Source organism: Martelella mediterranea, from assembly GCF_004342225.1.
Taxonomy (GTDB): Bacteria; Pseudomonadota; Alphaproteobacteria; order Rhizobiales; family Rhizobiaceae; genus Martelella; species Martelella mediterranea_B.
The window spans coordinates 1-22,551 of the sequence record NZ_SMAR01000046.1 but is presented as its reverse complement, the minus strand read 5'-3'; the positions used below and the strand labels follow the sequence as shown (position 1 = coordinate 22,551).

At 53.4% G+C, this 22,551-nt stretch carries 20 protein-coding genes, 1 tRNA gene and 1 riboswitch; of the genes, 18 read left to right on the top strand and 3 right to left on the bottom strand.

Annotated elements, in window-relative coordinates:
• The 6 genes from EDC90_RS21110 to EDC90_RS18530 all read left to right on the top strand — a co-directional run.
• Positions 1 to 269: hypothetical protein (locus EDC90_RS21110; RefSeq protein WP_207903962.1), on the top strand; the 269-nt coding region annotated here is incomplete at its 5' end.
• A 50-nt stretch (positions 270 to 319) separates the two neighbouring features.
• Complete coding sequence (locus EDC90_RS18550; protein WP_132314034.1) at positions 320 to 940, top strand: ATP-dependent Clp protease proteolytic subunit; 621 nt, start codon at positions 320 to 322, stop codon at positions 938 to 940.
• Between the two features lie 351 nt (positions 941 to 1,291).
• The gene (clpX, locus tag EDC90_RS18545) at positions 1,292 to 2,569 is read left to right on the top strand and encodes an ATP-dependent Clp protease ATP-binding subunit ClpX (protein WP_132314033.1); all 1,278 of its coding nucleotides are present in this window, start codon (positions 1,292 to 1,294) and stop codon (positions 2,567 to 2,569) included.
• Positions 2,570 to 2,821: 252 nt separating this feature from the next.
• Positions 2,822 to 5,239, top strand: coding sequence for an endopeptidase La (gene lon, locus EDC90_RS18540; protein ID WP_132314032.1), 2,418 nt, complete (start codon positions 2,822 to 2,824; stop codon positions 5,237 to 5,239).
• Between the two features lie 210 nt (positions 5,240 to 5,449).
• A complete protein-coding gene (locus EDC90_RS18535; RefSeq protein ID WP_132314031.1) occupies positions 5,450 to 5,725 on the top strand; it encodes an HU family DNA-binding protein in 276 nt (91 codons plus the stop codon).
• Positions 5,726 to 5,907: 182 nt separating this feature from the next.
• Positions 5,908 to 6,053, top strand: a riboswitch (FMN riboswitch).
• An 89-nt stretch (positions 6,054 to 6,142) separates the two neighbouring features.
• On the top strand, positions 6,143 to 7,024 hold the full coding sequence (locus EDC90_RS18530) for a DMT family transporter (protein ID WP_432420021.1): 882 nt from the start codon (positions 6,143 to 6,145) through the stop codon (positions 7,022 to 7,024).
• A 72-nt stretch (positions 7,025 to 7,096) separates the two neighbouring features.
• Here the strand turns inward: EDC90_RS18530 and EDC90_RS18525 are convergent.
• A tRNA-Ser gene (locus EDC90_RS18525) sits at positions 7,097 to 7,186 on the bottom strand.
• 316 nt (positions 7,187 to 7,502) lie between these two features.
• On the opposite strand from EDC90_RS18525, the gene EDC90_RS21460 reads away from it, so the two are divergent.
• The 12 genes from EDC90_RS21460 to EDC90_RS18465 all read left to right on the top strand — a co-directional run bounded on the left by EDC90_RS21460 (position 7,503) and on the right by EDC90_RS18465 (position 20,444).
• Positions 7,503 to 8,393: a septal ring lytic transglycosylase RlpA family protein gene (locus tag EDC90_RS21460; protein WP_132314029.1), complete on the top strand. Its 891-nt coding sequence runs from the start codon at positions 7,503 to 7,505 to the stop codon at positions 8,391 to 8,393.
• Positions 8,394 to 8,459: 66 nt separating this feature from the next.
• Entirely contained in the window at positions 8,460 to 9,149 is a 690-nt protein-coding gene (gene tmk, locus EDC90_RS18515) for a dTMP kinase (RefSeq protein WP_132314028.1), read from the top strand.
• Positions 9,146 to 10,204, top strand: coding sequence for a DNA polymerase III subunit delta' (locus EDC90_RS18510; RefSeq protein ID WP_132314027.1), 1,059 nt, complete (start codon positions 9,146 to 9,148; stop codon positions 10,202 to 10,204). Before tmk ends, EDC90_RS18510 begins: the two co-directional genes overlap by 4 nt.
• Before the next feature lie 72 nt (positions 10,205 to 10,276).
• Positions 10,277 to 11,827 carry a methionine--tRNA ligase gene (gene metG / locus EDC90_RS18505; RefSeq protein WP_132314026.1) on the top strand — a complete coding sequence of 517 codons (1,551 nt, stop codon included), beginning with the start codon at positions 10,277 to 10,279 and terminating at the stop codon, positions 11,825 to 11,827.
• 7 nt (positions 11,828 to 11,834) lie between these two features.
• A complete protein-coding gene (locus EDC90_RS18500) occupies positions 11,835 to 12,620 on the top strand; it encodes a TatD family hydrolase (protein WP_132314025.1) in 786 nt (261 codons plus the stop codon).
• Entirely contained in the window at positions 12,617 to 13,444 is an 828-nt protein-coding gene (locus EDC90_RS18495) for an MBL fold metallo-hydrolase (RefSeq protein WP_132314024.1), read from the top strand. Before EDC90_RS18500 ends, EDC90_RS18495 begins: the two co-directional genes overlap by 4 nt.
• Positions 13,445 to 13,985: 541 nt before the next feature.
• A complete protein-coding gene (locus EDC90_RS18490) occupies positions 13,986 to 15,080 on the top strand; it encodes an ABC transporter ATP-binding protein (RefSeq protein WP_132314023.1) in 1,095 nt (364 codons plus the stop codon).
• 84 nt (positions 15,081 to 15,164) lie between these two features.
• Positions 15,165 to 16,265, top strand: a complete 1,101-nt coding sequence (locus EDC90_RS18485) for an extracellular solute-binding protein (RefSeq protein ID WP_132314022.1) — start codon at positions 15,165 to 15,167, stop codon at positions 16,263 to 16,265.
• A gap of 72 nt (positions 16,266 to 16,337) precedes the next feature.
• The gene (locus EDC90_RS21585) at positions 16,338 to 18,035 is read left to right on the top strand and encodes an ABC transporter permease (protein ID WP_432420020.1); all 1,698 of its coding nucleotides are present in this window, start codon (positions 16,338 to 16,340) and stop codon (positions 18,033 to 18,035) included.
• Between the two features lie 7 nt (positions 18,036 to 18,042).
• The gene (locus EDC90_RS18475; protein ID WP_132314021.1) at positions 18,043 to 18,897 is read left to right on the top strand and encodes an ABC transporter permease; all 855 of its coding nucleotides are present in this window, start codon (positions 18,043 to 18,045) and stop codon (positions 18,895 to 18,897) included.
• 183 nt (positions 18,898 to 19,080) lie between these two features.
• Positions 19,081 to 19,899: a DUF1295 domain-containing protein gene (locus EDC90_RS18470; protein ID WP_132314020.1), complete on the top strand. Its 819-nt coding sequence runs from the start codon at positions 19,081 to 19,083 to the stop codon at positions 19,897 to 19,899.
• A gap of 5 nt (positions 19,900 to 19,904) precedes the next feature.
• On the top strand, positions 19,905 to 20,444 hold the full coding sequence (locus EDC90_RS18465; RefSeq protein ID WP_132314019.1) for a hypothetical protein: 540 nt from the start codon (positions 19,905 to 19,907) through the stop codon (positions 20,442 to 20,444).
• 2 nt (positions 20,445 to 20,446) lie between these two features.
• Here the strand turns inward: EDC90_RS18465 and EDC90_RS18460 are convergent, their stop codons facing one another.
• Positions 20,447 to 21,664 carry an SAM-dependent methyltransferase gene (locus tag EDC90_RS18460; protein WP_132314018.1) on the bottom strand — a complete coding sequence of 406 codons (1,218 nt, stop codon included), beginning with the start codon at positions 21,662 to 21,664 and terminating at the stop codon, positions 20,447 to 20,449.
• Between the two features lie 5 nt (positions 21,665 to 21,669).
• The gene (locus EDC90_RS18455; protein WP_132314035.1) at positions 21,670 to 22,518 is read right to left on the bottom strand and encodes a DUF1365 family protein; all 849 of its coding nucleotides are present in this window, start codon (positions 22,516 to 22,518) and stop codon (positions 21,670 to 21,672) included.
• Positions 22,519 to 22,551 lie beyond the last annotated feature (33 nt).

Here is a 22,551-nt window from a genome sequence, read left to right as displayed (position 1 = left end):
CTGATATCTCCGTATTTGTTGCAGAATACAAAGAATCTGATGGCCGCCCTTCACTCAACCCCGGGCTTCAGCGCCATTCTTGGACAGACACTCAGAGAATGGCTCACCACATTCGGGACCGGAGTACAAAGCAGCATTTCCCTTTGGAGCCATTCCCTTATGAATACCGGTTTTCAGACGTTTCCGGTCGTTTATATCCCCCTGAGATGGTCGCGATGTTAAACCATCTCTTGAAGTCAGCACCATCGGCACTCTATGTAGGGATTTGAAAAAAAGATTCGCGAGATTCCGGCATCAGGACGCCGGCTAAAGGATGATCATGACAAATCCCGTAGATACCGCCATGGCGCTCGTACCGATGGTCGTGGAACAGACCAATCGCGGTGAGCGTTCGTACGACATCTTTTCGCGCCTTCTGAAAGAGCGCATTATTTTCCTGACCGGTCCGGTCGAAGACCAGATTGCATCTTTGGTCTGTGCTCAGCTTTTGTTTCTTGAAGCAGAGAATCCGAAGAAGGAAATCGCCCTTTACATTAACTCGCCCGGTGGTGTCGTGACCGCAGGCTTGGCGATTTATGACACGATGCAGTTTATCCGACCCGCCGTTTCGACGCTTTGCGTCGGTCAGGCCGCATCAATGGGGTCTCTTCTTCTGGCTGCAGGTGAGAAGGACATGCGCTTTGCCACGCCGAATGCGCGGGTTATGGTGCACCAGCCCTCCGGTGGTTATCAGGGACAGGCCTCGGATATTGAACGCCACGCTCGTGACATTCTTAAAATCAAGCGTCGTTTGAACGAAATTTATGTTCGTCACTGCGGTCAGACCTACGAAGAGGTTGAAAAAACGCTGGACCGTGACCATTTCATGGATCCGGATGAGGCCAAGGAATGGGGCGTCATTGATCGCGTAATGACATCGCGCGCCGAGATTGAAGGCTGATCAAACTGGCTCTCGCCACAAAGAAGACGTCGGCATATCGATACCGGCGTTTCCTGGTGAAAGGTGTTACAGGCTATGGCTGCCGTGGAATAGTCTCCCGGAAACACGGATTTGTGTGCATTTGGGGGTTTCAACCTTCTCTGCAGCCGTTAATAGTATAGAAAACCGGCCCGTCTAGCCTGACTCGGCAATTGTAGAGTGGCTGGACGATGATAAACCGGTTATCGTTTGCCAGCGTGCATGTCATCCTGTCGCCCATTTATTCTTGGAATTTTGACGGAATGGACAGGAAAAGAATAAAGTGATTCCCGTTCTGGCCTGATCAGAAGGGTTTGCTGGAAGGAAGTGATTATGAGCAAAGTCAGCGGTAGTGGTGGCGGCGACTCGAAGAACACGCTTTATTGTTCGTTCTGCGGAAAGAGTCAGCATGAAGTCCGCAAACTGATCGCTGGTCCGACTGTTTTCATCTGCGACGAATGCGTCGAACTCTGCATGGATATCATTCGCGAGGAAAATAAGACCTCAATGGTGAAATCCGGCGAAGGTGTTCCGACGCCGCAGGAGATCATGGGTGTTCTTGACGAGTATGTTATCGGTCAGGGCCATGCAAAGCGGATTCTTTCGGTCGCGGTTCACAACCATTATAAACGTCTTTCACATGCGTCGAAGGGCGGTGATATCGAACTGTCGAAGTCGAACATCCTGCTTGTTGGGCCGACCGGTTGCGGCAAAACCTATCTTGCGCAAACACTTGCCCGCATTATCGATGTGCCGTTTACCATGGCGGATGCGACGACACTGACCGAAGCAGGTTACGTTGGCGAGGATGTCGAAAACATCATCCTGAAGCTTCTTCAGGCTGCTGACTATAATGTCGAACGGGCGCAACGCGGTATCGTTTATATCGATGAGGTCGACAAGATTTCGCGCAAATCGGACAATCCGTCCATAACGCGTGACGTCTCGGGCGAGGGCGTTCAGCAGGCACTTCTTAAGATCATGGAAGGCACCGTGGCATCCGTGCCGCCGCAGGGGGGGCGCAAGCATCCTCAGCAGGAATTCCTGCAGGTTGATACGACCAACATTCTCTTCCTGTGTGGCGGGGCGTTTGCCGGACTGGACAAGATTATCTCAGCGCGTGGCGAGCGGACTTCGATTGGCTTTGGTGCGACCGTTCGGCACGCCGAGGATCGTAAAGTCGGCGATGTCCTGCGGGATCTTGAACCGGAAGATCTGGTGAAATTTGGTTTGATTCCCGAATTTATCGGTCGTCTGCCGGTCATCGCCACGCTTGAAGACCTGGATGAAGATGCTCTCATTCAGATTCTGACCGAGCCGAAGAACGCACTCGTTAAACAGTATCAGCGACTTTTCGAGATGGAAGATGTGGAACTCAACTTCCATGATGATGCGCTACGAGCAATTTCGCGTCTTGCTATTGAACGCAAGACAGGTGCGCGCGGTCTGCGCTCGATCATGGAAAAGATCCTGCTCGACACCATGTTTGAGCTTCCTGCTCTTGAGGGGGTTCGCGAGGTCGTTATTTCCGATGAAGTCGTTACAGGCGTGTCGCAGCCATTGTATATTTATGACAACCGGTCTGATGACAAGGCAAATGCTTCTGCCTGAGCGGTCCGCATCGTGAGTATGTTTCAGAAAACAGGGGCAGGGCTTAAGCTCTGCCTCTCTGTTTTTGTACAATGTCCAAGCCGAAAGTGTTCGGTTATGACATGTTATGCTGAAAAACATGGGAAGTGTTGAAATCGGGCTTCCAAAGCGCCACCTGTCACCTGACATTAATACAGAAGAAGACTTCAGACTGGCGCAGGCTGGTCTGTGCGACCGGGGCTCCCACCGGATTGCTGGAAAGGAAAGAAAGACATGACGCAGAACGCGCCTGCAGCTGAAAAAGCTGCGTATCCCGTGTTGCCGCTGCGCGACATTGTGGTCTTCCCGCATATGATTGTTCCGCTTTTTGTGGGTCGAGAAAAATCCATCCGCGCTCTCGAAGAGGTGATGAATGCTGATCGGCAGATCATGCTGGTTACGCAGGTGAATGCGGGCGACGATGACCCGGATCCGGAAAATCTCTATCGTGTCGGAACTGTAGCCAACGTTCTGCAGCTGCTTAAACTGCCCGACGGGACCGTAAAGGTTCTGGTTGAGGGGAAATCGCGTGCATCGCTCGGATCAGTTACGGCCTCAAACGACTATTATGAGTGTGAAGCCGAAATTCTTGGTGAACCTGAAGAAGATCAGGTTGAAATCGAGGCTCTTTCGCGTTCGGTCGTTTCTGAATTTGAAAATTATGTGAAGCTGAACAAGAAGGTTTCACCTGAAGTCGTTGGCGCTGCCGGCCAGATCGAGGACTACTCGAAGCTTGCCGACACCGTTGCCTCACATCTTGCGATCAAGCTCACCGAAAAGCAGGAAATGCTTGAGACAACCAGCGTAAAGGGTCGTCTCGAAAAAGCGCTCGGCTTCATGGAAGGCGAAATTTCCGTCTTGCAGGTCGAAAAGCGCATCCGCACACGTGTTAAGCGGCAGATGGAGAAGACCCAGCGTGAGTATTATCTGAATGAGCAGATGAAAGCCATTCAGAAAGAGCTTGGCGAAGGTGAGGACGGTCGCGATGAAATGGCCGAACTGGAAGAGCGCATCAAAAACACCAAGTTCAGCAAGGAAGCGCGCGAAAAGGCCGATGCGGAGATGAAGAAGCTCCGCAACATGAGCCCGATGTCGGCAGAGGCCACAGTTGTTCGCAACTATCTGGACTGGCTGACCGGTCTGCCCTGGAACAAGAAGTCCAAGATCAAACGCGATCTGAGCCATGCGGAGAAAGTCCTCGAAGAGGATCATTTCGGCCTGGAAAAGGTCAAGGAGCGTGTTGTTGAATATCTGGCTGTTCAGGCACGTGCGAAAAAGCTGAAAGGCCCGATCCTCTGCCTCGTTGGACCGCCCGGCGTTGGTAAAACGTCGCTCGCTCAGTCGATTGCCAAGGCGACGGGTCGCGAATATGTACGCATGGCGCTTGGCGGCGTTCGCGATGAAAGCGAAATTCGCGGTCATCGGCGTACCTATATCGGCTCCATGCCCGGCAAGATCGTTCAATCGATGAAGAAGGTCGGCAAGAACAATCCGCTCTTCTTGCTCGACGAGATCGACAAGATGGGCGCCGATTTCCGCGGCGATCCGTCTTCGGCCCTGCTGGAGGTACTGGACCCCGAGCAGAACTCGACCTTCATGGATCACTATCTTGAAGTCGAGTACGATCTGTCGAACGTGATGTTCATCACCACGGCCAACACGCTGGATATTCCTGGCCCTCTTATGGACCGTATGGAGATCATCCGCATTGCCGGTTACACCGAGCAGGAGAAGCTTGAAATCGCCAAGCGTCATCTGCTGCCAAAGGCCATACGCGAGCACGCGCTGAAGCCGGAAGAGTTTTCCGTCTCCGACGAGGCTCTGACACGTACGATTCAGCAGTACACCCGTGAAGCCGGTGTGCGCAGTCTTGAGCGCGAGCTGATGAAGCTGGCGCGTAAGGCCGTGACCGAAATTGTCAAGGGTGAGAAGACGGTCGTACATGTGACGGCTGAAAACCTTGAAGATTATCTCGGTGTGCAGCGTTACCGTCATGGTGAGGCCGAACGTGAAGACCAGGTTGGTGTCGTCACCGGGCTTGCCTGGACGGAAGTCGGCGGCGAGTTGCTGACGATTGAAGGCGTGATGATGCCGGGCAAAGGCCGCATGACGGTTACGGGTAACTTGCGCGATGTCATGAAGGAGTCGATTTCGGCCGCCGCCTCTTATGTGCGCTCACGTGCCATTGATTTCGGCATCAAGCCGCCAATGTTCGACAAAAACGACATTCACGTGCATGTGCCTGAGGGGGCGACCCCGAAGGACGGCCCATCGGCTGGTGTTGCCATGGCCACCGCGATCGTGTCGATCATGACGGGTATCCCGGTGGATAAGAACGTGGCAATGACGGGTGAAATTACACTGCGTGGTCGCGTTCTGCCCATCGGTGGCCTGAAGGAAAAACTTCTGGCAGCGCTTCGCGGCGGCATTACCAAGGTTCTGATCCCTGAAGAGAACGCCAAGGACCTGCCAGAGATTCCCGACAACGTTAAGAATGGTCTGGAGATCATCCCGGTTTCGCGCATGGGCGAGGTTCTCGAACACGCGCTTCTGGAAACACCTCAGCCCATTGAATGGGATCCTGAGACGGATCCGGTCTCCATTTCATCCGAAGATGGCGACAGCGAATCGAACACAACGATGGCGCACTGATGCCGCATATGTGCCGCATTTGAGCCGCGGCCTGTGGAAAAATAGGGAAAAAGGCCGGTATTTGACCGGCCTTTTTCGTTGAAAAGCCCGAAAACTATTGCATTTCGGCTGATTGCAAGGCTTTTGATTTGCAGCGGGCAGCGGCGTGATTAATCTATCTGCACCCGACTACACTGATCCGTTTCGAACCATTTGAGAAAGGGTGGAAACATGAATAAGAGTGAACTGGTAAACTCCGTTGCTGAAAAATCGGGCCTGTCCAAGGCTGATGCCGCAACGGCTGTCGACGCTGTATTTGACACAGTACAGGGTGAGTTGAAGAACGGCGGCGAAGTTCGCCTGGCTGGCTTCGGTGCTTTCACCGTCTCCTACAGCGCAGCGCGCAAGGGCCGCAACCCGTCGACCGGCGCTGAAGTCGATATCCCGGCACGCAATGTTCCGAAGTTCACTGCCGGCAAGGGTCTTAAGGACGCCTGCAACAGCTAAGTTCGCCACTTTCTGATGGCTTTGAATCCGGGGCGGCATTCAGTTTTCGCCCCGGGTTTTTTGTGTCCGCTTTCGTTGACGCTGTGTTACCAAGCGGATCTGGAGAGAGTGCTTGCCGTTTAGGCGTAAACTCACTACTTCTCCTGCGATGCTAAACTATGGCTTTGCCTGTTGGTCAGAGCCTGAATTCTCGGGGCGGGGTGCAATTCCCCACCGGCGGTGAGCGTTTATACGTCAAGCCCGCGAGCGCCCGGCGACAGAGCCGGGGTCAGCAGATCCGGTGTAATTCCGGAGCCGACGGTGAAAGTCCGGATGAAAGAGAGTGCTTGTCCTTGCCTGCCGCACTGTTCTGGGCGGTGAAGGCGCGGCACGTATATCCGTTCCTGATCGAGATTTGTTTGACGTGAGGGAATGTCGATGACAACTGCCGTATATCGCTCTCCAGCCTTTCTGGGCGCTTTCTGGATGGTTCTGGCTGGTGTGGTTTACGCTGCCGGTAATGTGCTGCTGCAGCAGCTGACAATGAATATGGGGTTCTCGGCGTCCTCCGTCGCCTTCTGGCAGTACGGGATCGCCTTCCTGTTCTCGCTGCCATATCTATGGCGTACCGGGCTTTCCGTTATGAAGACAGATTACCCCTGGCATCATGTGGTACGCGTGGCTTTTTCAGCGCTTGGCGTTCAGGCATGGGCAATCGGTCTTGCTTCGGTTCCGATCAGTCAGGCGATTGCTCTGGTCATGACGTCGCCTTTCTTTATCATCGTTGGCGCCTGGCTGTTCTTGGGGGAAAGGGTGGGGCCTGCGCGATGGCTGGCGACGGCTGTCGGCTTTACTGGCGCCGTTCTCATTTTGCAGCCATGGTCCGAGACGTTCACGCTTGCTGCGTTTCTGCCGATCATTTCAGCGCTTTTGTGGGGCGCCACATCGCTGATTACCAAAAAACTCACTGCACATGAGCGCTCTGAGTCAATCACAGTCTGGCTGTTGATGCTGCTCACACCCATTAATGCGCTTGTTGCTGTTGGCGGTGGTTTTGCTTTCCCGGTCGGAGCAGCTGTTCCTGTTGTCATTGTTCTCGGCCTGACCACGGTGCTGGCGCAATACTTTCTCACGCGTGCATATTCCAGCGCCGATGCGGCGTATGTTCAGCCTTTTGACGATCTCAAACTGCCGCTCAATGTGGTCGGCGGCTGGCTTGTTTTCGGTTATGCCCCGTCGTCGCTCTTCTGGGTCGGTGGACTGATGATTGTCGGTGCGTCACTCACGATCATGTTCTTTGAACGCCGACGTGAAGTTTGAAACCAGGCGCTGTCTTGTGCGAACCAGGATGCGTTCCGAGATCGCCCTTCATCAGCCATAACTTTGAAATAGTGGCGGAGGAGGTGGGATTCGAACCCACGGTACGCTTTCACGCACGCCGGTTTTCAAGACCGGTGCCTTAAACCGCTCGGCCACTCCTCCAAAGAGTGTCTGGTCGACGGACACAAAGCCTGAAAACCTTGCAAACGCGACCCGGATCGGTAGAAATGGCGTTTATCACCGCGTTGAGTTAAAGGTCAATGCCGATCTTCGTCTCTTGCAGCAGGTTTTTTGAAAAAGCACAGATCTTCATTAACGCTGACAGTGTGCGATAAGTTGCGCCTTTATTACAAATTTGTTAGGCGCGCCACAATGAGACCATCTTGAGGTATTAACCGGCTCGCTGAAATCAGTGACAGTTATTGCAGTTACGGTGAGATGTCCGCTGTTTGAAAACGATGATGAAAGATTGTTTGGTATGAAGGTTTCCCCGAACGCCCGGTCTGTTAGCGCTTCCCTTGCCGTTCTGGCGCTGGTGGGGGTGTTGACAGGCTGCACGACAGCGGCAGAAACAGCGAGCAAAAAGCTGAAAGACGAAAAAGTTGCGGCTGAAAAAGCGGCTCAGGCTAAAGCTGATACTTCGCAAGACCTTGCATATCAGAAAATCGGAAAGCCCTATCAGGTGCGTGGAACCTGGTATACACCCAAGGCGGTCAAAAAATACAGCAAGGTCGGTCTCGCATCCTGGTATGGACCGAACTTCCATGGTGGGCACACGGCGAATGGTGAGCTTTATAACCAGAACCACCTTTCTGCTGCCCATAAAACGCTGCCTCTTCCCAGCTACGTCCGTGTGACGAATCTGGACAATGACAGCTCAGTCATTGTTCGCGTGAATGACCGCGGGCCATTTGTTTCCGGTCGTATTATCGATGTATCCAAAAAAGCGGCTGAAATGCTGGATATGACGCGCTCCGGAGTGGCAAATGTGAAGGTCGACTATGTTGGCCCCGCGCCGGAAAGCTCGGATGATATGGACTATCTTCTTGCCTCCTACAAGACCAGAGCTGATGCGCCTGAAGGGGTCGATCCGGAGCGGTTTGGCGATGCTTCGGTTCAAGTCGCCCAACTAAAGGAAGAAAAGCCGGAAACTTCCGAGCAGGTTCAGGCCGAGACCACCGAGACAGAAGAAGCCACATCACCAGCGACCGATGCTTCTGCTGAAAGCAGCGCCACCTTGCTGGCAATGGTGGAAAATGAAAAGGCTGCGCAGCCCTCTGCTGCTGAGACTGCGGCAAATGATGCCGTTGCCGTGGTAACGGATGACACGCTTTTTCCTGCACATGCTCCGATACCTCTGAAAAAGTGATGGCGGGCTTGGCCCCTTTCGCGTCTGCAGCTTATGCTCTAAAGCCTGTGATTTGAACTGAAGCGAATGGGGCTCAAAAGCGTGCAAGATGGCATTTTCATCAGCTTTGAGGGTGGCGAAGGCGTTGGTAAATCGACGCAGATCCGTCGGCTGGCCGAACGGCTTAAGCAAAAGGGCTATCAGGTCGTTCTGACACGCGAGCCCGGTGGTTCCGCCGGTGCTGAGGCTGTGCGCCATATTCTTCTGTCTGGTGCAGCGCAGCCTTTTGGTGTCGGGATGGAGGTATTGTTGTTCTCCGGGGCTCGGAACGATCATGTTGAAGCGGTTATAAAGCCGGCACTGGCGCAAGGAAAAGTTGTTCTGTGCGACCGGTTTATGGATTCTTCGCGTGTTTATCAGGGCACTGCCGGTGGGCTGACTCGGCCTTTTATATCAGCTGTTGAACGTATTGCCGTCGATGGCGTGCTGCCAGACAGAACGCTGATATTGGATTTGGACACGATTGAGGGTTTGAAACGCGTGAGCCGCCGTTCAAGTCAGACAGCAGGGCCGGCCGCCCCTGATCGTTTCGAAAAAGATGACGTAACGGTTCATGAAAACCGCCGTCAGGCGTTTCTGGAGATTGCAAGGCGCGAACCTGAGCGGTGCAAGGTTATTGATGCGGGGCTTAACGCCGACGCAGTCGCTGAATCTGTCTGGGATGCCGTTCTTCCCTTGCTGGACAGGCGCGCTGCATTTTCAGGAGGAGAGAGATGAGCGACCAGCATCTTCTTGACGGAGCGATCTCCCCGGCAGCCAACCCGGCATTATTCGGGCATGATCGCGTGCTGCAATATCTCGCGGAAACCTACCGTTCCGGGAAAATGCATCACGCGCTGCTTCTGGAAGGCGCGCAAGGCATTGGCAAAGCAACGCTGGCTTTTCGGTTTGCAAACCACATTCTGCACGCTCCGCATCCACCCTCAGCGCCGGACACGATTATTCCATTTGATGCCAGCGCGCCCCTTACGCGTCAGATTATCAGCGGAGCGTCACACGATCTCCTTCATCTTCAAAAGCCTGTCGATCCGAAAACCGGTAAAATGCGCACGGCCATCACCGTTGCAGAGGTGCGCCGTGCCGGGCACTTCTTTTCCCAGACCTCGGGAACAGGAAACTGGCGTGTTGTGATTGTCGATGCGGCAGACGACCTTAACCGAAGCGCAGCCAATGCCATTTTGAAGATTCTGGAAGAACCGCCCAAGAACGCGATTTTCTTTCTGATTTCTCACGCTCCCGGACGTCTCTTGCCGACGATTCGCTCACGCTGCATGCCGCTGCGTTTAAAACCGCTTGAAACGAATGATCTGACCTCGGCGCTGAATGCGCTTGGTGTCGCGATGCCTGCAATAGAACCGGACGCGCTGCAGGCACGGTCAGGCGGGAGTGTTGCTCAGGCCCTGAAGCTGATCAACTACGGCGGCGGCGATGTGATTGATGTCTATAACGAGATTCTCTCAGGCGAGGGCGCCAGGACGCGGCTTTCGATGCATAAGCTTGCCGATACGCTGGCCAAACGCGAGAATGAAACGGTGTTCGATTTCTTCCTTGATCACCTGGACACCGATATCAAGGCCAAAGCGCGCGATGCCGCCCTTTCCGGACAGCTTGATGAGGCTGAAAAACTTGCAGCACTGACGACACAGATTTCAGTGGAAGTCGGAGAGGCGAGGGCGTTCAATCTCGATAGCAAGCAGCTCTTGCTGAATCTCCTTGCGCGCGTGCAGCAAATTGCCGGATCGCATTCAAATTCCAATCACAGCACGGTTTGACTTGATGCATCGCTGAGCTGGCGCTAAGACCGGGCAGTTATTTTTATACCCCACGCATCGGACCACGCTTTAATGCAGAACAAGAAGCCCTACTACATCACCACGGCGATCTCCTATCCCAATGGCGCACCGCATATCGGTCATGCCTATGAGCTGATTGCGACCGATGCCATGGCTCGTTTCCAGCGCCTTGATGGTCGGGATGTCTTCTTTCTGACCGGCACAGATGAGCACGGCCAGAAGATGGAGCAGACTGCACGAAAGGAAGGCGTTCCTGTCATAGAGCTGGCAAACAGAAATACGGCTGCTTTTCAGGAAATGGGAAAGCTTCTGAATGCATCGAATGACGATTTCATTCGAACGACCCAGCCACGCCATCATGAGGCCTCGCAGGAAATCTGGCGTCGCATGGCTGACAACGGAGATATCTACAAGGATAGTTATTCCGGCTGGTATTCGGTGCGCGACGAAGCCTATTATCAGGAAGATGAAACCGAGCTGAAAGATGACGGTGTCCGTTACGGGCCTCAGGGCACGCCGGTTGAATGGGTTGAAGAGGAAAGTTATTTTTTCCGTCTTTCTGCCTATCAGGACCGCTTGCTGAAACTCTATGAAGATCAGCCTGACTTCATTGGGCCGGTTGAGCGCAAGAATGAAATCGTATCGTTTGTTAAATCGGGTCTTCATGATCTGTCGATCTCCCGCACGACCTTTGATTGGGGGGTCAAGGTTCCAGGCGATGACAAACACGTCATGTATGTCTGGGTTGATGCCCTCACGAACTATCTGACTGCCACCGGCTATCTCGAAGACCAGAACGGCCCGCGTGCAAAATACTGGCCTGCAGATCTCCATATTATCGGCAAAGATATCATTCGCTTTCATGCTGTTTACTGGCCTGCTTTTCTGATGTCGGCCAAACTGCCCTTGCCCAGGCAGGTTTATGCCCATGGTTTCCTGCTGAACAAGGGCGAGAAAATGTCTAAGTCGCTCGGCAATGTCGTTGGACCGAAAGACCTGGTGGATCACTTCGGCCTGGATCAGCTTCGCTATTTTCTGCTGCGCGAAGTCTCTTTCGGGCAGGACGGATCTTACAGCCAGGAAGGGATAGGAAACCGTATCAACGCCGATCTCGCCAATGGTATCGGCAACCTTGCCAGTCGTTCCCTGTCGATGATCGTGAAAAACTGCGATGGCCAGATCCCCGAATGCGGCCCGCTTTCAGACGAAGACAAGGCGATGCTCAAGATTGCAGACGAAGCAATCGACAATGTTCGCGAAGCCATGAGCCAGCACGCCATCCATAAGGCGATGGCCGCGATTATTTCAGTTGTTTCTGAAGGTGATCGTTATTTCGCCTCTCAGGAGCCCTGGGCATTGCGCAAAACGGATACCGCACGCATGGCGACGGTTCTTTACGTCACCGCTGAAGTCGTCCGTCAGGTTGCGATTCTTCTCCAGTTCTCGATGCCGGAATCTGCGGCCAAGCTGCTTGATCTTGTCGCGGTTGGCGAAACAGATCGTGACTTTTCAAAACTGGGCGAAGCCGGGCGCCTGAAAGCCGGGACTGCGCTTGAAAAGCCCGCGCCCGTCTTCCCACGCTATGTCGCCCCCGAGGAATAAGAGACCCATGTTGATCGACTCGCATTGTCATCTGGACTTTCCGGACTTTGAAGATGAGCGCAACGAGCTTGTCGCACGCGCCAGAGAAGCGGGTGTCGGACAAATGGTGACGATATCAACGCGCGTAAAAAAGTTTCAGCAAATCATTGATATTGCTGAAAAATATGAAAACGTTTTTTGCTCTGTCGGAACCCATCCGGCCAATGCTGACGAGGAGCTGGATCTTTCGACAGACGATTTGATCAGGCTGACTGGACATCCGAAAGTCGTTGCAATTGGTGAAGCCGGGCTGGACTACCATTATCAGCCGGAAAAGGCTGAGGCACAGAAGACCGGATTGCGCAGACATATTGATGCTGCACGTCAAACCGGACTCCCGCTTGTGATCCACAGCCGGGATGCTGATGACGATATGGCGGCGATCTTGAAAGAAGAAACCGGCTCTGGTGCGTTTCCGTTCATTCTGCATTGCTTTTCCTCCGGTCGCGCATTGGCAATGACGGGCGTTGAGTTGGGCGGTTTTGTCTCATTCTCCGGGATTTTGACCTTCAAGAAATCGGATGAGTTGCGTTCGATCGCGGCTGAAATCCCTATGGATCGTCTGCTTGTTGAAACGGATGCGCCGTATCTGGCGCCGACACCATATCGCGGAAAGCGAAACGAGCCATCTTTCGTCGTCAATACGGCGCGCGTTCTGGCGGAAGTTAAAGGCGTGAGTGAAGACGAAATTGCGACGCAGACGACAGAAAATGCCTTTCGGTGTTTCTCGAAAATGACACGGGTTACGGCGTGAACTATCTGCGTCGTTTCACGATCCTTGGCTGCTCTTCTTCGCCGGGTGTTCCGCGCATTAATGGTGACTGGGGTGCCTGCGATCCGAACAACCCGAACAACCGGCGGACACGTGCATCCTTGCTGGTGGAACAGATTGGCCCGGATGGTGGCGTGACGACGGTTGTCATTGATACCGGTCCCGATTTTCGCGCGCAGATGATCCGGGCCGGAGTGTCGCATCTGGATGCTGTTTTATTTACCCATCCACACGCAGATCACATCCACGGAATAGATGATATTCGCGGCTTTTTTCATGCACAAAGGCACCGCATTCCCATTTACGCCGATGAAAGAACCATGGAGCGCCTGATCGACGGTTTCAGTTATTGCCTGAAAACGCCTGAAGACAGCGCCTATCCTCCGATTGCCGAACCCTTTGTCATCGAGGACATCACCAAGCCCGTCGTCATCGAAGGGGCAGGGGGCGCAATGCGCTTTCTGCCACACCGGCAGCAGCACGGCGATATAACATCACTTGGTTACCGGCTTGGTGACGTTGCCTATTGTACCGATGTCAGCGACTTCCCGCCAGAATCCATCGAGGTGCTTTCCGGAATCGGAACGATCATTATTGATGCGCTTCAGTACCGGCCGCATCCCAGCCATCTTTCTCTCCAACAGGCTCTTGATTGGATTCAGGCTTTCGGTGCCAGACGCGCTATTTTGACCCATATGCACATCCCTCTCGACTACGAGACGGTTTGCAGAGAAACACCGGACCATGTCGAGCCTGCCTATGACGGCATGCAGTTTGAGGTTTCACTTCCGTCCTCAGCGCTTTAAACGCTTAACGTCTGATGCCTTCGGCTCTTTTTGCTTCGCAAAACTACATTCCATCTCTTTCTTGCTAACAGCAAGCTGCCCCGCATGACGTGAAAGACTTGATCCTGATCGCTCGGATATTGCGCCTTTATTCGATCTCTCTTCGATGTACACAACAAACGTTCCTGCACCTGAATTAGTCTGCTTCCTCTCATCGAAATCCACAAACGAATCGGTTTTTTGACGCGTTGCGATAGGAAATGGTCGTATTTGTGGCTTCGCCAGCGTTTTTTTCTGCGATGCTGTAAAAGCAACGATACCGCGCTTTCCGCAGAATTCAGGTCCGCGCTAACACCTGTCAGCATTGCAGTTTGGTGGAATCCCTAGTTGTATACAAATTGCGTTTTGAAATGAAAAGATTGCTCGTTTTTGCCCTCATTTTTTCCAATCGGTAAATTTGAGGTTGATTTAGGGGGCGCGAATTGCAGTATTAGCGGCGGATTGTTTCGAAGGTGTCACCAAGAACCCGCCAGACAATACCGGACAAGAAGATGGGGACAATATGATTGAAAACCGGGGTGCATCGGTTAAATACGAAAATGTTCAAAAGAGCTACGATGGCGAAAGTCTCGTCGTAAAGAATCTTAATCTCGATATTCCACCGGGTGAATTCCTCACCATGCTCGGCCCTTCAGGGTCCGGGAAGACGACCTGCCTCATGATGCTTGCCGGATTCGAACCGGCGACCTATGGCGAGATCTACCTTAATGAAAAGCCCATTAATAACGTGCCACCGCACAAGCGGGGTATTGGTATGGTTTTTCAGAACTACGCCCTCTTTCCGCATATGACGGTCGCCGAGAACCTCGCCTTTCCGCTCCAGCTTCGTGGCATGGGCCGGTCCGAGCAGGAGGAAAAAGTCAAGCGGGCTCTGGACATGGTTCAGCTTGGCGACTTCGGCAGCCGTCGCCCCGCACAGCTCTCAGGTGGGCAGCAACAGCGTGTGGCGGTGGCGCGAGCCCTTGTGTTCGATCCGGAACTGGTTCTCATGGATGAGCCGCTCGGGGCACTGGACAAGCAGCTGCGCGAGCAGATGCAGTATGAGATCAAGCACATTCATGACAACCTCGGCGTCACCGTTGTTTATGTCACACATGACCAGACTGAAGCTCTCACCATGTCAGATCGCGTCGCGGTCTTTAACGATGGTATCGTTCAGCAACTCTCGGAGCCTTCGGCACTCTACGAAGATCCCAAAAACTCTTTTGTGGCGCAGTTTATTGGCGAAAACAATAAGTTAAGTGGCGTTGCTACAGAGTTTCGTGGGGATGAGTGTTCCGTAAAGCTTGATGATGGCACTGTGATTATCGCCGATAAGGTGAATGTTGAGAATGTCGGCGACCGGACGACGATTTCGCTCCGTCCGGAACGCGTGGAAATCGTTCCTGCCGCCGATCATGCCAACCAGATAACCGGCGTGATCGAGGAACTGATCTATCTTGGCGACCATATTCGTGTGCGCATGAACGTGTGCGGCAATAACGAATTCGTGGTCAAGGTGAGAAATCGCGGCGAGCGCTGGGATCTGCATGAAGGCAAGACGCAGACCATCGGCTTTGCGGCCGGGGACTGCAAGGCGCTTGATCCCGTTGCTTGATAAAGGCAACCGCCGGTTTTCCGGCGGTGAAACAGATGCGGGCATAAAGCCCGCCTAAATCTCTCAAAAATGGGGAAGCAGGATATGAAAACGAAGCATATTGCTTTGACACTGGCGGCAACACTCGCCACGTCCACGGCAGTGCATGCCGAACAAATGACAGTGGTTTCCTGGGGCGGTGCCTATCAGGATTCGCAGAAGAATGCCTACACCATACCCTATGCCGAGATGAACCCGGATATCGAGTTTGTCTGGGATGAATCCTCGAATGAAGCTGTTGCAAAACTGCGTGCCATGAATGAGGCAGGCAATGTCACCTGGGATCTGGTTGACGTGGTTGCCGCTGACGCTATCCGTCTTTGCGACGAAGGTCTGGCGATGGAATACGATCCGGACGAGCTTCTGGCAGATGCGCCGGACGGCACGCCCGCATCTGAAGATTTCGGTGACCTGATCGTTTCCGATTGCTTCATCCCTCAGATCGTTTACTCGATCACTGCTGCTTACCGTCCCGACCTCCTGCCGGAGGGCGCACCGGAGCCGGAAAGCATTTGCGCGATGTTCGATACCGAAACCTATCCAGGCAAGCGCACACTGGAAAAGCGCCCCATCAACAACATGGAATGGGCTCTGATCTGCGACGGTGTTGCCAAGGAAGATGTGTATGACGTTCTTGAAACCGAAGAAGGTCAGGATCGTGCATTTGCCAAGCTCGACACCATCAAGGACGATGTGATCTGGTGGTCCGCCGCTGCTGAACCACCGCAGCTTCTGGCCGACGGTGAAATTGTGATGGGGTCTTCCTATAATGGTCGCTGGTTCTCCGCCATTGTTGAAGAAGATCAGCCGTTCAAGATGCTCTGGGACGCGCAGGTGTTCGACCTTGATGGTTGGATCATCCCGGCTGGTCTGCCGGACGATCGTCTCGCCATGGTCAAGGACTTCGTAAAATACGCGACCGACACGCAGCGTCTTGCCGATCAGGCCAAGTACATCTCTTACGGTCCCGCGCGTAAATCTTCCGCGCCGCTTGTTGGCAAGCATGCTGAACTCGGCATCGATATGGGACCGCACATGCCGACTGCGCCGGAAAACTCCAAGAACGTCTTCGTTTATAACTACGAATGGTGGGCTGACTACCGTGACGATCTGGACGCTAAATTCCAGGCCTGGCTGGTTCAGTAATTAGCATTTTCTGAAAATCTGCAGAGGGGCCTTAGCTGGCCCCTCTGTTTCCCATTGAAACGGTCACAGAAGATGACCGGTGACAGCAAGAAGCTGGATGGAGCGAAAGAAGCGGGGAATATGAGCGATACGACAACCGATAATTCCGGGCCTTTAACCACGCCCGACGGAAGACCGCTGAAAACGAGCCTTGGAAGGGCCCTGCGACGTCAGAAAATCCGATCGCTGGTGCTGATAGCACCGCTGCTGCTCTTTGTACTGATTTCCTTTGCCGCGCCGATCGTGGACATGCTTTTTCGCTCCGTTGAAAACGGCATCGTTCCCGATACGCTGCCACGCACCGTTGTCGCTATTCAGGAGTGGGATCCTGAAACAGGAGAGGCACCGGGAGAAGCTGTTTATGCAGCGCTGCGTGATGACCTTATGGTCGCCTCCGAGCGCAAAACACACACCCGCCTCGGCTCGCGCCTGAATTATGAAATGACTGGAATGTCGTCTCTTTTCCGGAAGACCGGCCGTCGCGTTGATGATTTTGGTGAGATCTACACCGAACAATTTGAAGATCTGAATGCCGCCTGGACAGAGCCTGCAACCTGGGTGGCGATGATGGCCTCTGAGGACTGGATTGCAGCCCAGAAAGGCTGGGCAACCCAAGGGGATGATGCCGGGCCAGAACCCGCATTTGAGCTGAACGCAGCCGCTGAAGAGGCGCTGCCGAGAACAGCCGACATTTATGCTGCGTTCGCCGAAGTCATCCAGACCGAGGACGAAGACAGCCCGACCGAGGAAGAGCCCTGGAACCCGGTTTATGCTGCTCTTTATAACGATCTGATCGCCAATCCTGATGCCGCGAGCGCCTTCAGCGGCGTTACGGCAGAGCTTCTGACTGCTGCCGCAGCAGCTGTTCCCACCTTTGAAAGCGTGACTGCCAAAGCGCAGTTTCTCGACGCTGATGAGGATTGGGGTTCGGTGGATGTCTGGCGGACATTGCTGAACTTTTCCGGTGACTACACCGCCGGCTACTATCTGGCGGCTCTGGACGCGGAACGCACGGCAGATGGCATTGAACTTCGTCCGGAAGGTGAGCGGATCTATCTGGTTTTGTTCATGCGCACGCTGATGCTCAGCATCGGAATCACTTTCTCATGTCTTTTGCTGGGTTATCCCGTTGCCTTCCTTCTGTCACACCTGCCAATGCGCAAGGCAAACCTGTTGATGATCCTTGTGCTTCTGCCGTTCTGGACGTCACTTCTTGTGCGTACGTCGGCATGGAAAGTGCTGTTGCAGCAGCAAGGCGTTATCAACGATATTCTGGTTTACATTGGCATCATCCCCGATGATGCGCGGTTGGTTATGATCAATAACGCAACAGGTACCATCATCGCGATGACGCACATTCTGCTGCCATTCATGATCCTCCCGCTCTATTCAGTGATGAAAACGATCTCTCCATCCTATGTGCGCGCGGCCAAGAGCCTCGGTGCAACAGACTGGACTGCGTTCTGGCGGATCTACTTCCCGCAGACAGTACCGGGAATCGGGGCCGGGTCTGTGCTCGTATTCATTCTGTCGATTGGTTACTACATTACGCCAGAACTGGTCGGTGGTACGTCCGGCATCTTTATTTCCAACCGGATCGCCTACCATATTTCAAGCTCGCTGAACTGGGGTCTGGCAGCAGCACTCGGCACCCTGCTTCTGGTTGTCGTAATGCTCTGCTTTGTCATCTACGACAAGATCGTCGGTCTTGATAACGTCAAGCTGGGATAAGAGACCGATGGCTAAACTACCTCCTTATACAACCACAGGTCAGCGTGTCTGGCACTATTCCTACCTGACGATCTGTGGCGTGATTTTCGCATTTCTGATCTTTCCGATCCTTGTGATCATTCCGCTGAGTTTCAATGCAGAGGATTTCTTCACCTTCACGCCCAAAATGCTGGCGCTTGATCCGGAGGGGTATTCCTTCAAGCATTACGTTGACTTCTTTACCAATCCGGACTGGCAGCAGGCGCTCAGAAACTCGATTATGATCGCTCCCGCTGCAACCTTGCTGGCGACGGCTTTTGGTACTCTTGCTGCTATAGGTCTGTCGCAAAGCCATGTTCCTTTTAGAGGTGCGATCATGGCGATCTTGATTTCGCCTATGATCGTCCCTCTGATCATCTCGGCTGCGGGTATGTATTTTTTCTATTCGCGGATCGGGATTCAGGGAACCTATTGGGGTGTCGTGCTCGCGCATGCCGTTCTTGGAACACCATTTGTGATTATTACGGTGACGGCAACACTGGTTGGATTTGACCGCTCTCTTGAACGCGCTGCCGCAAGTCTTGGCGCCAACCCTTTGACGACATTTTTCAAAATCCAGATGCCGCTTATTCTTCCGGGCGTGATTTCCGGAGCGTTGTTTGCATTTATTACATCGTTCGATGAGGTGGTTGTCGTATTGTTCATCGGTTCGGCGTCTCAGAAAACACTACCCTGGCAGATGTTTACCGGTCTGCGCGAACAGATATCACCGACGATTCTTGCCGTCGCATCAATTCTCGTCACACTTTCAATCATTCTTCTGACTGTGCTCGAACTTCTGCGCCGGCGTGCTGAAAAACAGCGCGGAATGACACCGGGCTAGAGCGCCGTGCATCCATCCGGATGCGCAAAGGACGCTCTAACCTATTGAATCTACGCATCGTGCTCTCCGAAAATCGATTCCGATTTTCAGGCCGATGCTGTAAGGCGATTTGTTCTACTGAATGCAATCTGACTCCTGTCGCAATGCGTTTACTTTAAAAAAGGCATCGCGACAGGAGTTTTCATGTCCGTATCATTGTTGTTTTGGATTTTTATCGGGCTTTGCCTCGGCATGACCGGCGCATGGGCAGTGCAGAGAGCCACCGGAAATAGCGGCTGGATCGATACAATCTGGTCTGCTCTGGCAGGGCTTGCCGGACTTTCCGTGATCATTTTCTCCGAGGGCGGAAATCCTGAACGGAAATGGCTTGCGGCTGTTCTGGTGGGCTTTTGGGCCCTGCGGCTGGCTGGTCACATAGCAATGCGCTCTTCGGGCAAGAAAGACGACCCGCGATACGCTGCCCTGATCGAGAGCTGGGGGAGCTCTGGCAGCTTGCGACTTCTCTGGTTCCTGCAGATTCAGGCTTTCGCGTCCTTCGTTCTGGTGATTTCGATCTACGCTGCAATCCTGAACCCGACGCTCTTTCCCGGCATGCTGGATCTTCTGGCACTGGTGGTTGCCCTGATCGCCATTGTTGGAGAAGGAACAGCAGACTGGCAGCTGTCCAGATTCAAGCGTGAAAACACGAAAAAGGGGGCAATCTGCGATGTCGGTTTATGGGGCGTATCCAGGCACCCGAACTATTTCTTTGAATGGCTCTGGTGGTGTGCATGGCCGCTGATGGCGTTCGCCAATTTTCAGTTAAGCGGCATTGCGTTCCTGTCATTCCTTGCCCCTGCCATGATGTACTGGCTGCTGAATTATGTCTCGGGCATCCCTTACCTGGAAGAACACATGGAGCGCTCACGCGGGGAAGCTTTTCGGAAATACAAGGAAAGGGTGAGTGCTTTCTTCCCGATCCCTAAAAGCCAGATAAAGCATAGGGGTAGGGACACGAATTGATAGATATGTTTAAAATATTGAAAGCGAAAGAGCCATCAGACCCGCTGACAGGAGCGGCTGGATCCGTCGCTTTCCTTCTCGCCGTCAACAAACCGGTCTATCCGCTATATCTTTTGTTTCTTGCTCCCAGCGCATTCGAAGTATCACTTTTTACCGCGCTCTCGCTCCCGCTCTACCTTTTTGTCTGGGGCATGGCCCGCAAAGGCCATTCTTACCCAGCCCGGTTGGGCATTGTGATTGTCGGTATGATAGATACCATCCTGATATCGTTTCTTCTGGGCGGTGACAGCGGTGCGCTGCTGTTTCTGTTCGCGTGCACTATTCTTGCCGGCGTGGTATTTTATGATGATGAGAAATGGGTTTCGCGTGTGCTTATCAGCGTCAGTTTTCTTGCGTTTCTGACATTGGAAGGCAGGGTCGGTCCGTCCGTCACCGCAATTTCTGCATCAGATATGCAAACGCTTTACTTCATAAACGTTTCCGGCGTGGCAGCCTTAATGGGCTTCATCGCGTTACGCCTGCCACGACCAGCAAAACAGGACTGACGTCAAACTGCGGGCTTTTGCAACTGAAACTGTGCAACACTGATGTTACCGGCATTAAAGCCACTGGCACAATAATTCAGATAATACCGCCACATACGGCAGAACCGCTCGTCAAAACCCAATGGCCGAATGGATGACCATTCGTTGAGGAACCTTTGCTCCCATTCAAGAAGGGTGCGGCCATAATCCTTTCCGAAATCGAAAAGATCTTTAACCATCAGACCGGCTTCGCAAGCGCCGCTTTTAAACGTTTCGAATGACGGCAGCATTCCACCTGGGAAGATAAAGGTTTGAATAAAATCCGGATTGCGGCGATAGTCGTCCATACGGTGGTCTTCGATGACAATGGACTGAATGACAGCCGAACCGCCCGGACAAAGGCGCTGATTGACAGCGTTAAAAAAGACAGGCCAGTTCTCTTCGCCAACGGCCTCGAACATTTCAATCGATACAACCTTGTCATAGGTTCCTTTGACATCTCGGTAGTCTTCCAGCCGGATGTCCGTCTTTTCTCCCAGGCCCTTTTTCTCCAGCCGTTCGCGGGCGAACTTGGCCTGTTCTCTGGAAAGCGTCAGACCGGTAACATGGCAGCCTGTGCGTGAGGCCGCATGTTCTGCAAAACCACCCCAGCCGCAGCCAATCTCCAGAACGCGGTCTTCAGGACCGAGCTGAAGCCGAGCAATGATGCGATCATACTTCGCGATCTGCGCTTCACTCAGCGAGCGTTCACGCTCCTCGTAGAGCGCACTGGAATAGGTCATCGTTTCATCCAGCCACCGCGTGTAGAAGTCATTTCCGAGATCATAGTGAAACGCGATATTCTTCCGGCTACCCCGTCGCGTGTTGCCACGCAAACGATGACGCACACGGCCAAGAAATGCAAAAAGCGCCGATGACGACAGAACCGAAGCCAGTTCGTTTTCGTTTGCGATTGCCAGATCAAGAAACGCAGAAAGATCCGGACTATCGCAATCGCCGTCAATAAACGCCCGTGCAAAACCAACATCGCCATCGGTCATCAGGCCCAGCACTGGTCGCGCATTTTTCAGATATAACTCTGCCTTGGGGCCGGGCTTTCTCCCCTCGATGATCACTGACCTGTTATGCGGAAATTTAAGTGTCAGCTGCCCGGTCTGGATTTTACCGGCCATCTTCACGATCAGGCGCTGCCAGAGTTTGAGTTGGGGTCGCTGTGTGTCTTCAGGCAAATTGCTGGTCATCGGCTTCATCTTGGTGTGCGGGGTCCCGTTGCGACTGTGCTGTCGGCGCGCGTGCCCGCAGGCTTATGTTTGTATAAAGGCACACCCTTAATTAGCAGACGAACGGCCTCAAGGTGAATACCGGCGATGATCTTCACTGTCATCAGCGGATAACAAAAGAACGCTTTCAGCAATGACCGGTCGCTGAGCGCGCATTTCTTTCCACTAAAGGCTGCGTAGAGAAGGGGGCCTTCCTCGTCGGTTTCATTGATGCGAACCGAAACCCGCTCCTGAGGAGGGGTTATCGAAAAATGGTAAACGCATTCCATGGGGATGAACGGGGAGACGTAGAATTGCTTTTCAGCGGATTGCCGCACCGGGCGTTCATTTCCATTCACCCGGATAATGTAGGTGAAGCGCTCTTTGAATGTGTTGCACACCTCATAGAGAATTGCGCTCAGATTACCGTTTCGATGATAGCAAAAGTATACCGTCAGCGGATTGAAGACATAGCCAAGGATACGCGGATAGCACAGCATTTCGATGCGACCGGTATCCGCTCCCAGTCCGGCCTTTTCGAGTTCTTTGATGGCCCAGTTCTTCAGGCTTCCACCGTCCAGCGATCCGTGATCCCGGTCGTGAACGCTGAAAAGCGAAAAACGATTATGCCCGAAAAACCGCATGGTTTTTCCGAGAGTCTCCAGCTCGTCAAGATCGATGAGGAGCGAAAACACACGGTAGCGCAGGTGGTGTTTTTTCGGCCGGTGTCGTTGATGCACCACGTCACCGCGATATAGGGCGGACCTGATGGTCTGAAGTGGCTCGGGAAAACTGAACAGGCGGTATAAGTGGTTTTCGGCTCTTCGATCCGGCATCATGCCGTCAACAGGAGCCCGTATGACAAGAAG

What these genes read in the sequence shown, in the direction of transcription:
- EDC90_RS18550 (WP_132314034.1), top strand. Translation starts at nt 320, where the DNA reads ATGACAAATCCCGTAGATACCGCCATGGCGCTCGTACCGATGGTCGTG.
- clpX (WP_132314033.1), top strand. Translation starts at nt 1,292, where the DNA reads ATGAGCAAAGTCAGCGGTAGTGGTGGCGGCGACTCGAAGAACACGCTT.
- lon (WP_132314032.1), top strand. Translation starts at nt 2,822, where the DNA reads ATGACGCAGAACGCGCCTGCAGCTGAAAAAGCTGCGTATCCCGTGTTG.
- EDC90_RS18535 (WP_132314031.1), top strand. Translation starts at nt 5,450, where the DNA reads ATGAATAAGAGTGAACTGGTAAACTCCGTTGCTGAAAAATCGGGCCTG.
- EDC90_RS18530 (WP_432420021.1), top strand. Translation starts at nt 6,143, where the DNA reads ATGACAACTGCCGTATATCGCTCTCCAGCCTTTCTGGGCGCTTTCTGG.
- EDC90_RS21460 (WP_132314029.1), top strand. Translation starts at nt 7,503, where the DNA reads ATGAAGGTTTCCCCGAACGCCCGGTCTGTTAGCGCTTCCCTTGCCGTT.
- tmk (WP_132314028.1), top strand. Translation starts at nt 8,460, where the DNA reads ATGGGGCTCAAAAGCGTGCAAGATGGCATTTTCATCAGCTTTGAGGGT.
- EDC90_RS18510 (WP_132314027.1), top strand. Translation starts at nt 9,146, where the DNA reads ATGAGCGACCAGCATCTTCTTGACGGAGCGATCTCCCCGGCAGCCAAC.
- metG (WP_132314026.1), top strand. Translation starts at nt 10,277, where the DNA reads ATGCAGAACAAGAAGCCCTACTACATCACCACGGCGATCTCCTATCCC.
- EDC90_RS18500 (WP_132314025.1), top strand. Translation starts at nt 11,835, where the DNA reads ATGTTGATCGACTCGCATTGTCATCTGGACTTTCCGGACTTTGAAGAT.
- EDC90_RS18490 (WP_132314023.1), top strand. Translation starts at nt 13,986, where the DNA reads ATGATTGAAAACCGGGGTGCATCGGTTAAATACGAAAATGTTCAAAAG.
- EDC90_RS18485 (WP_132314022.1), top strand. Translation starts at nt 15,165, where the DNA reads ATGAAAACGAAGCATATTGCTTTGACACTGGCGGCAACACTCGCCACG.
- EDC90_RS21585 (WP_432420020.1), top strand. Translation starts at nt 16,338, where the DNA reads ATGACCGGTGACAGCAAGAAGCTGGATGGAGCGAAAGAAGCGGGGAAT.
- EDC90_RS18475 (WP_132314021.1), top strand. Translation starts at nt 18,043, where the DNA reads ATGGCTAAACTACCTCCTTATACAACCACAGGTCAGCGTGTCTGGCAC.
- EDC90_RS18470 (WP_132314020.1), top strand. Translation starts at nt 19,081, where the DNA reads ATGTCCGTATCATTGTTGTTTTGGATTTTTATCGGGCTTTGCCTCGGC.
- EDC90_RS18465 (WP_132314019.1), top strand. Translation starts at nt 19,905, where the DNA reads ATGTTTAAAATATTGAAAGCGAAAGAGCCATCAGACCCGCTGACAGGA.
- EDC90_RS18460 (WP_132314018.1), bottom strand. Translation starts at nt 21,664, where the DNA reads ATGACCAGCAATTTGCCTGAAGACACACAGCGACCCCAACTCAAACTC.
- EDC90_RS18455 (WP_132314035.1), bottom strand. Translation starts at nt 22,518, where the DNA reads ATGCCGGATCGAAGAGCCGAAAACCACTTATACCGCCTGTTCAGTTTT.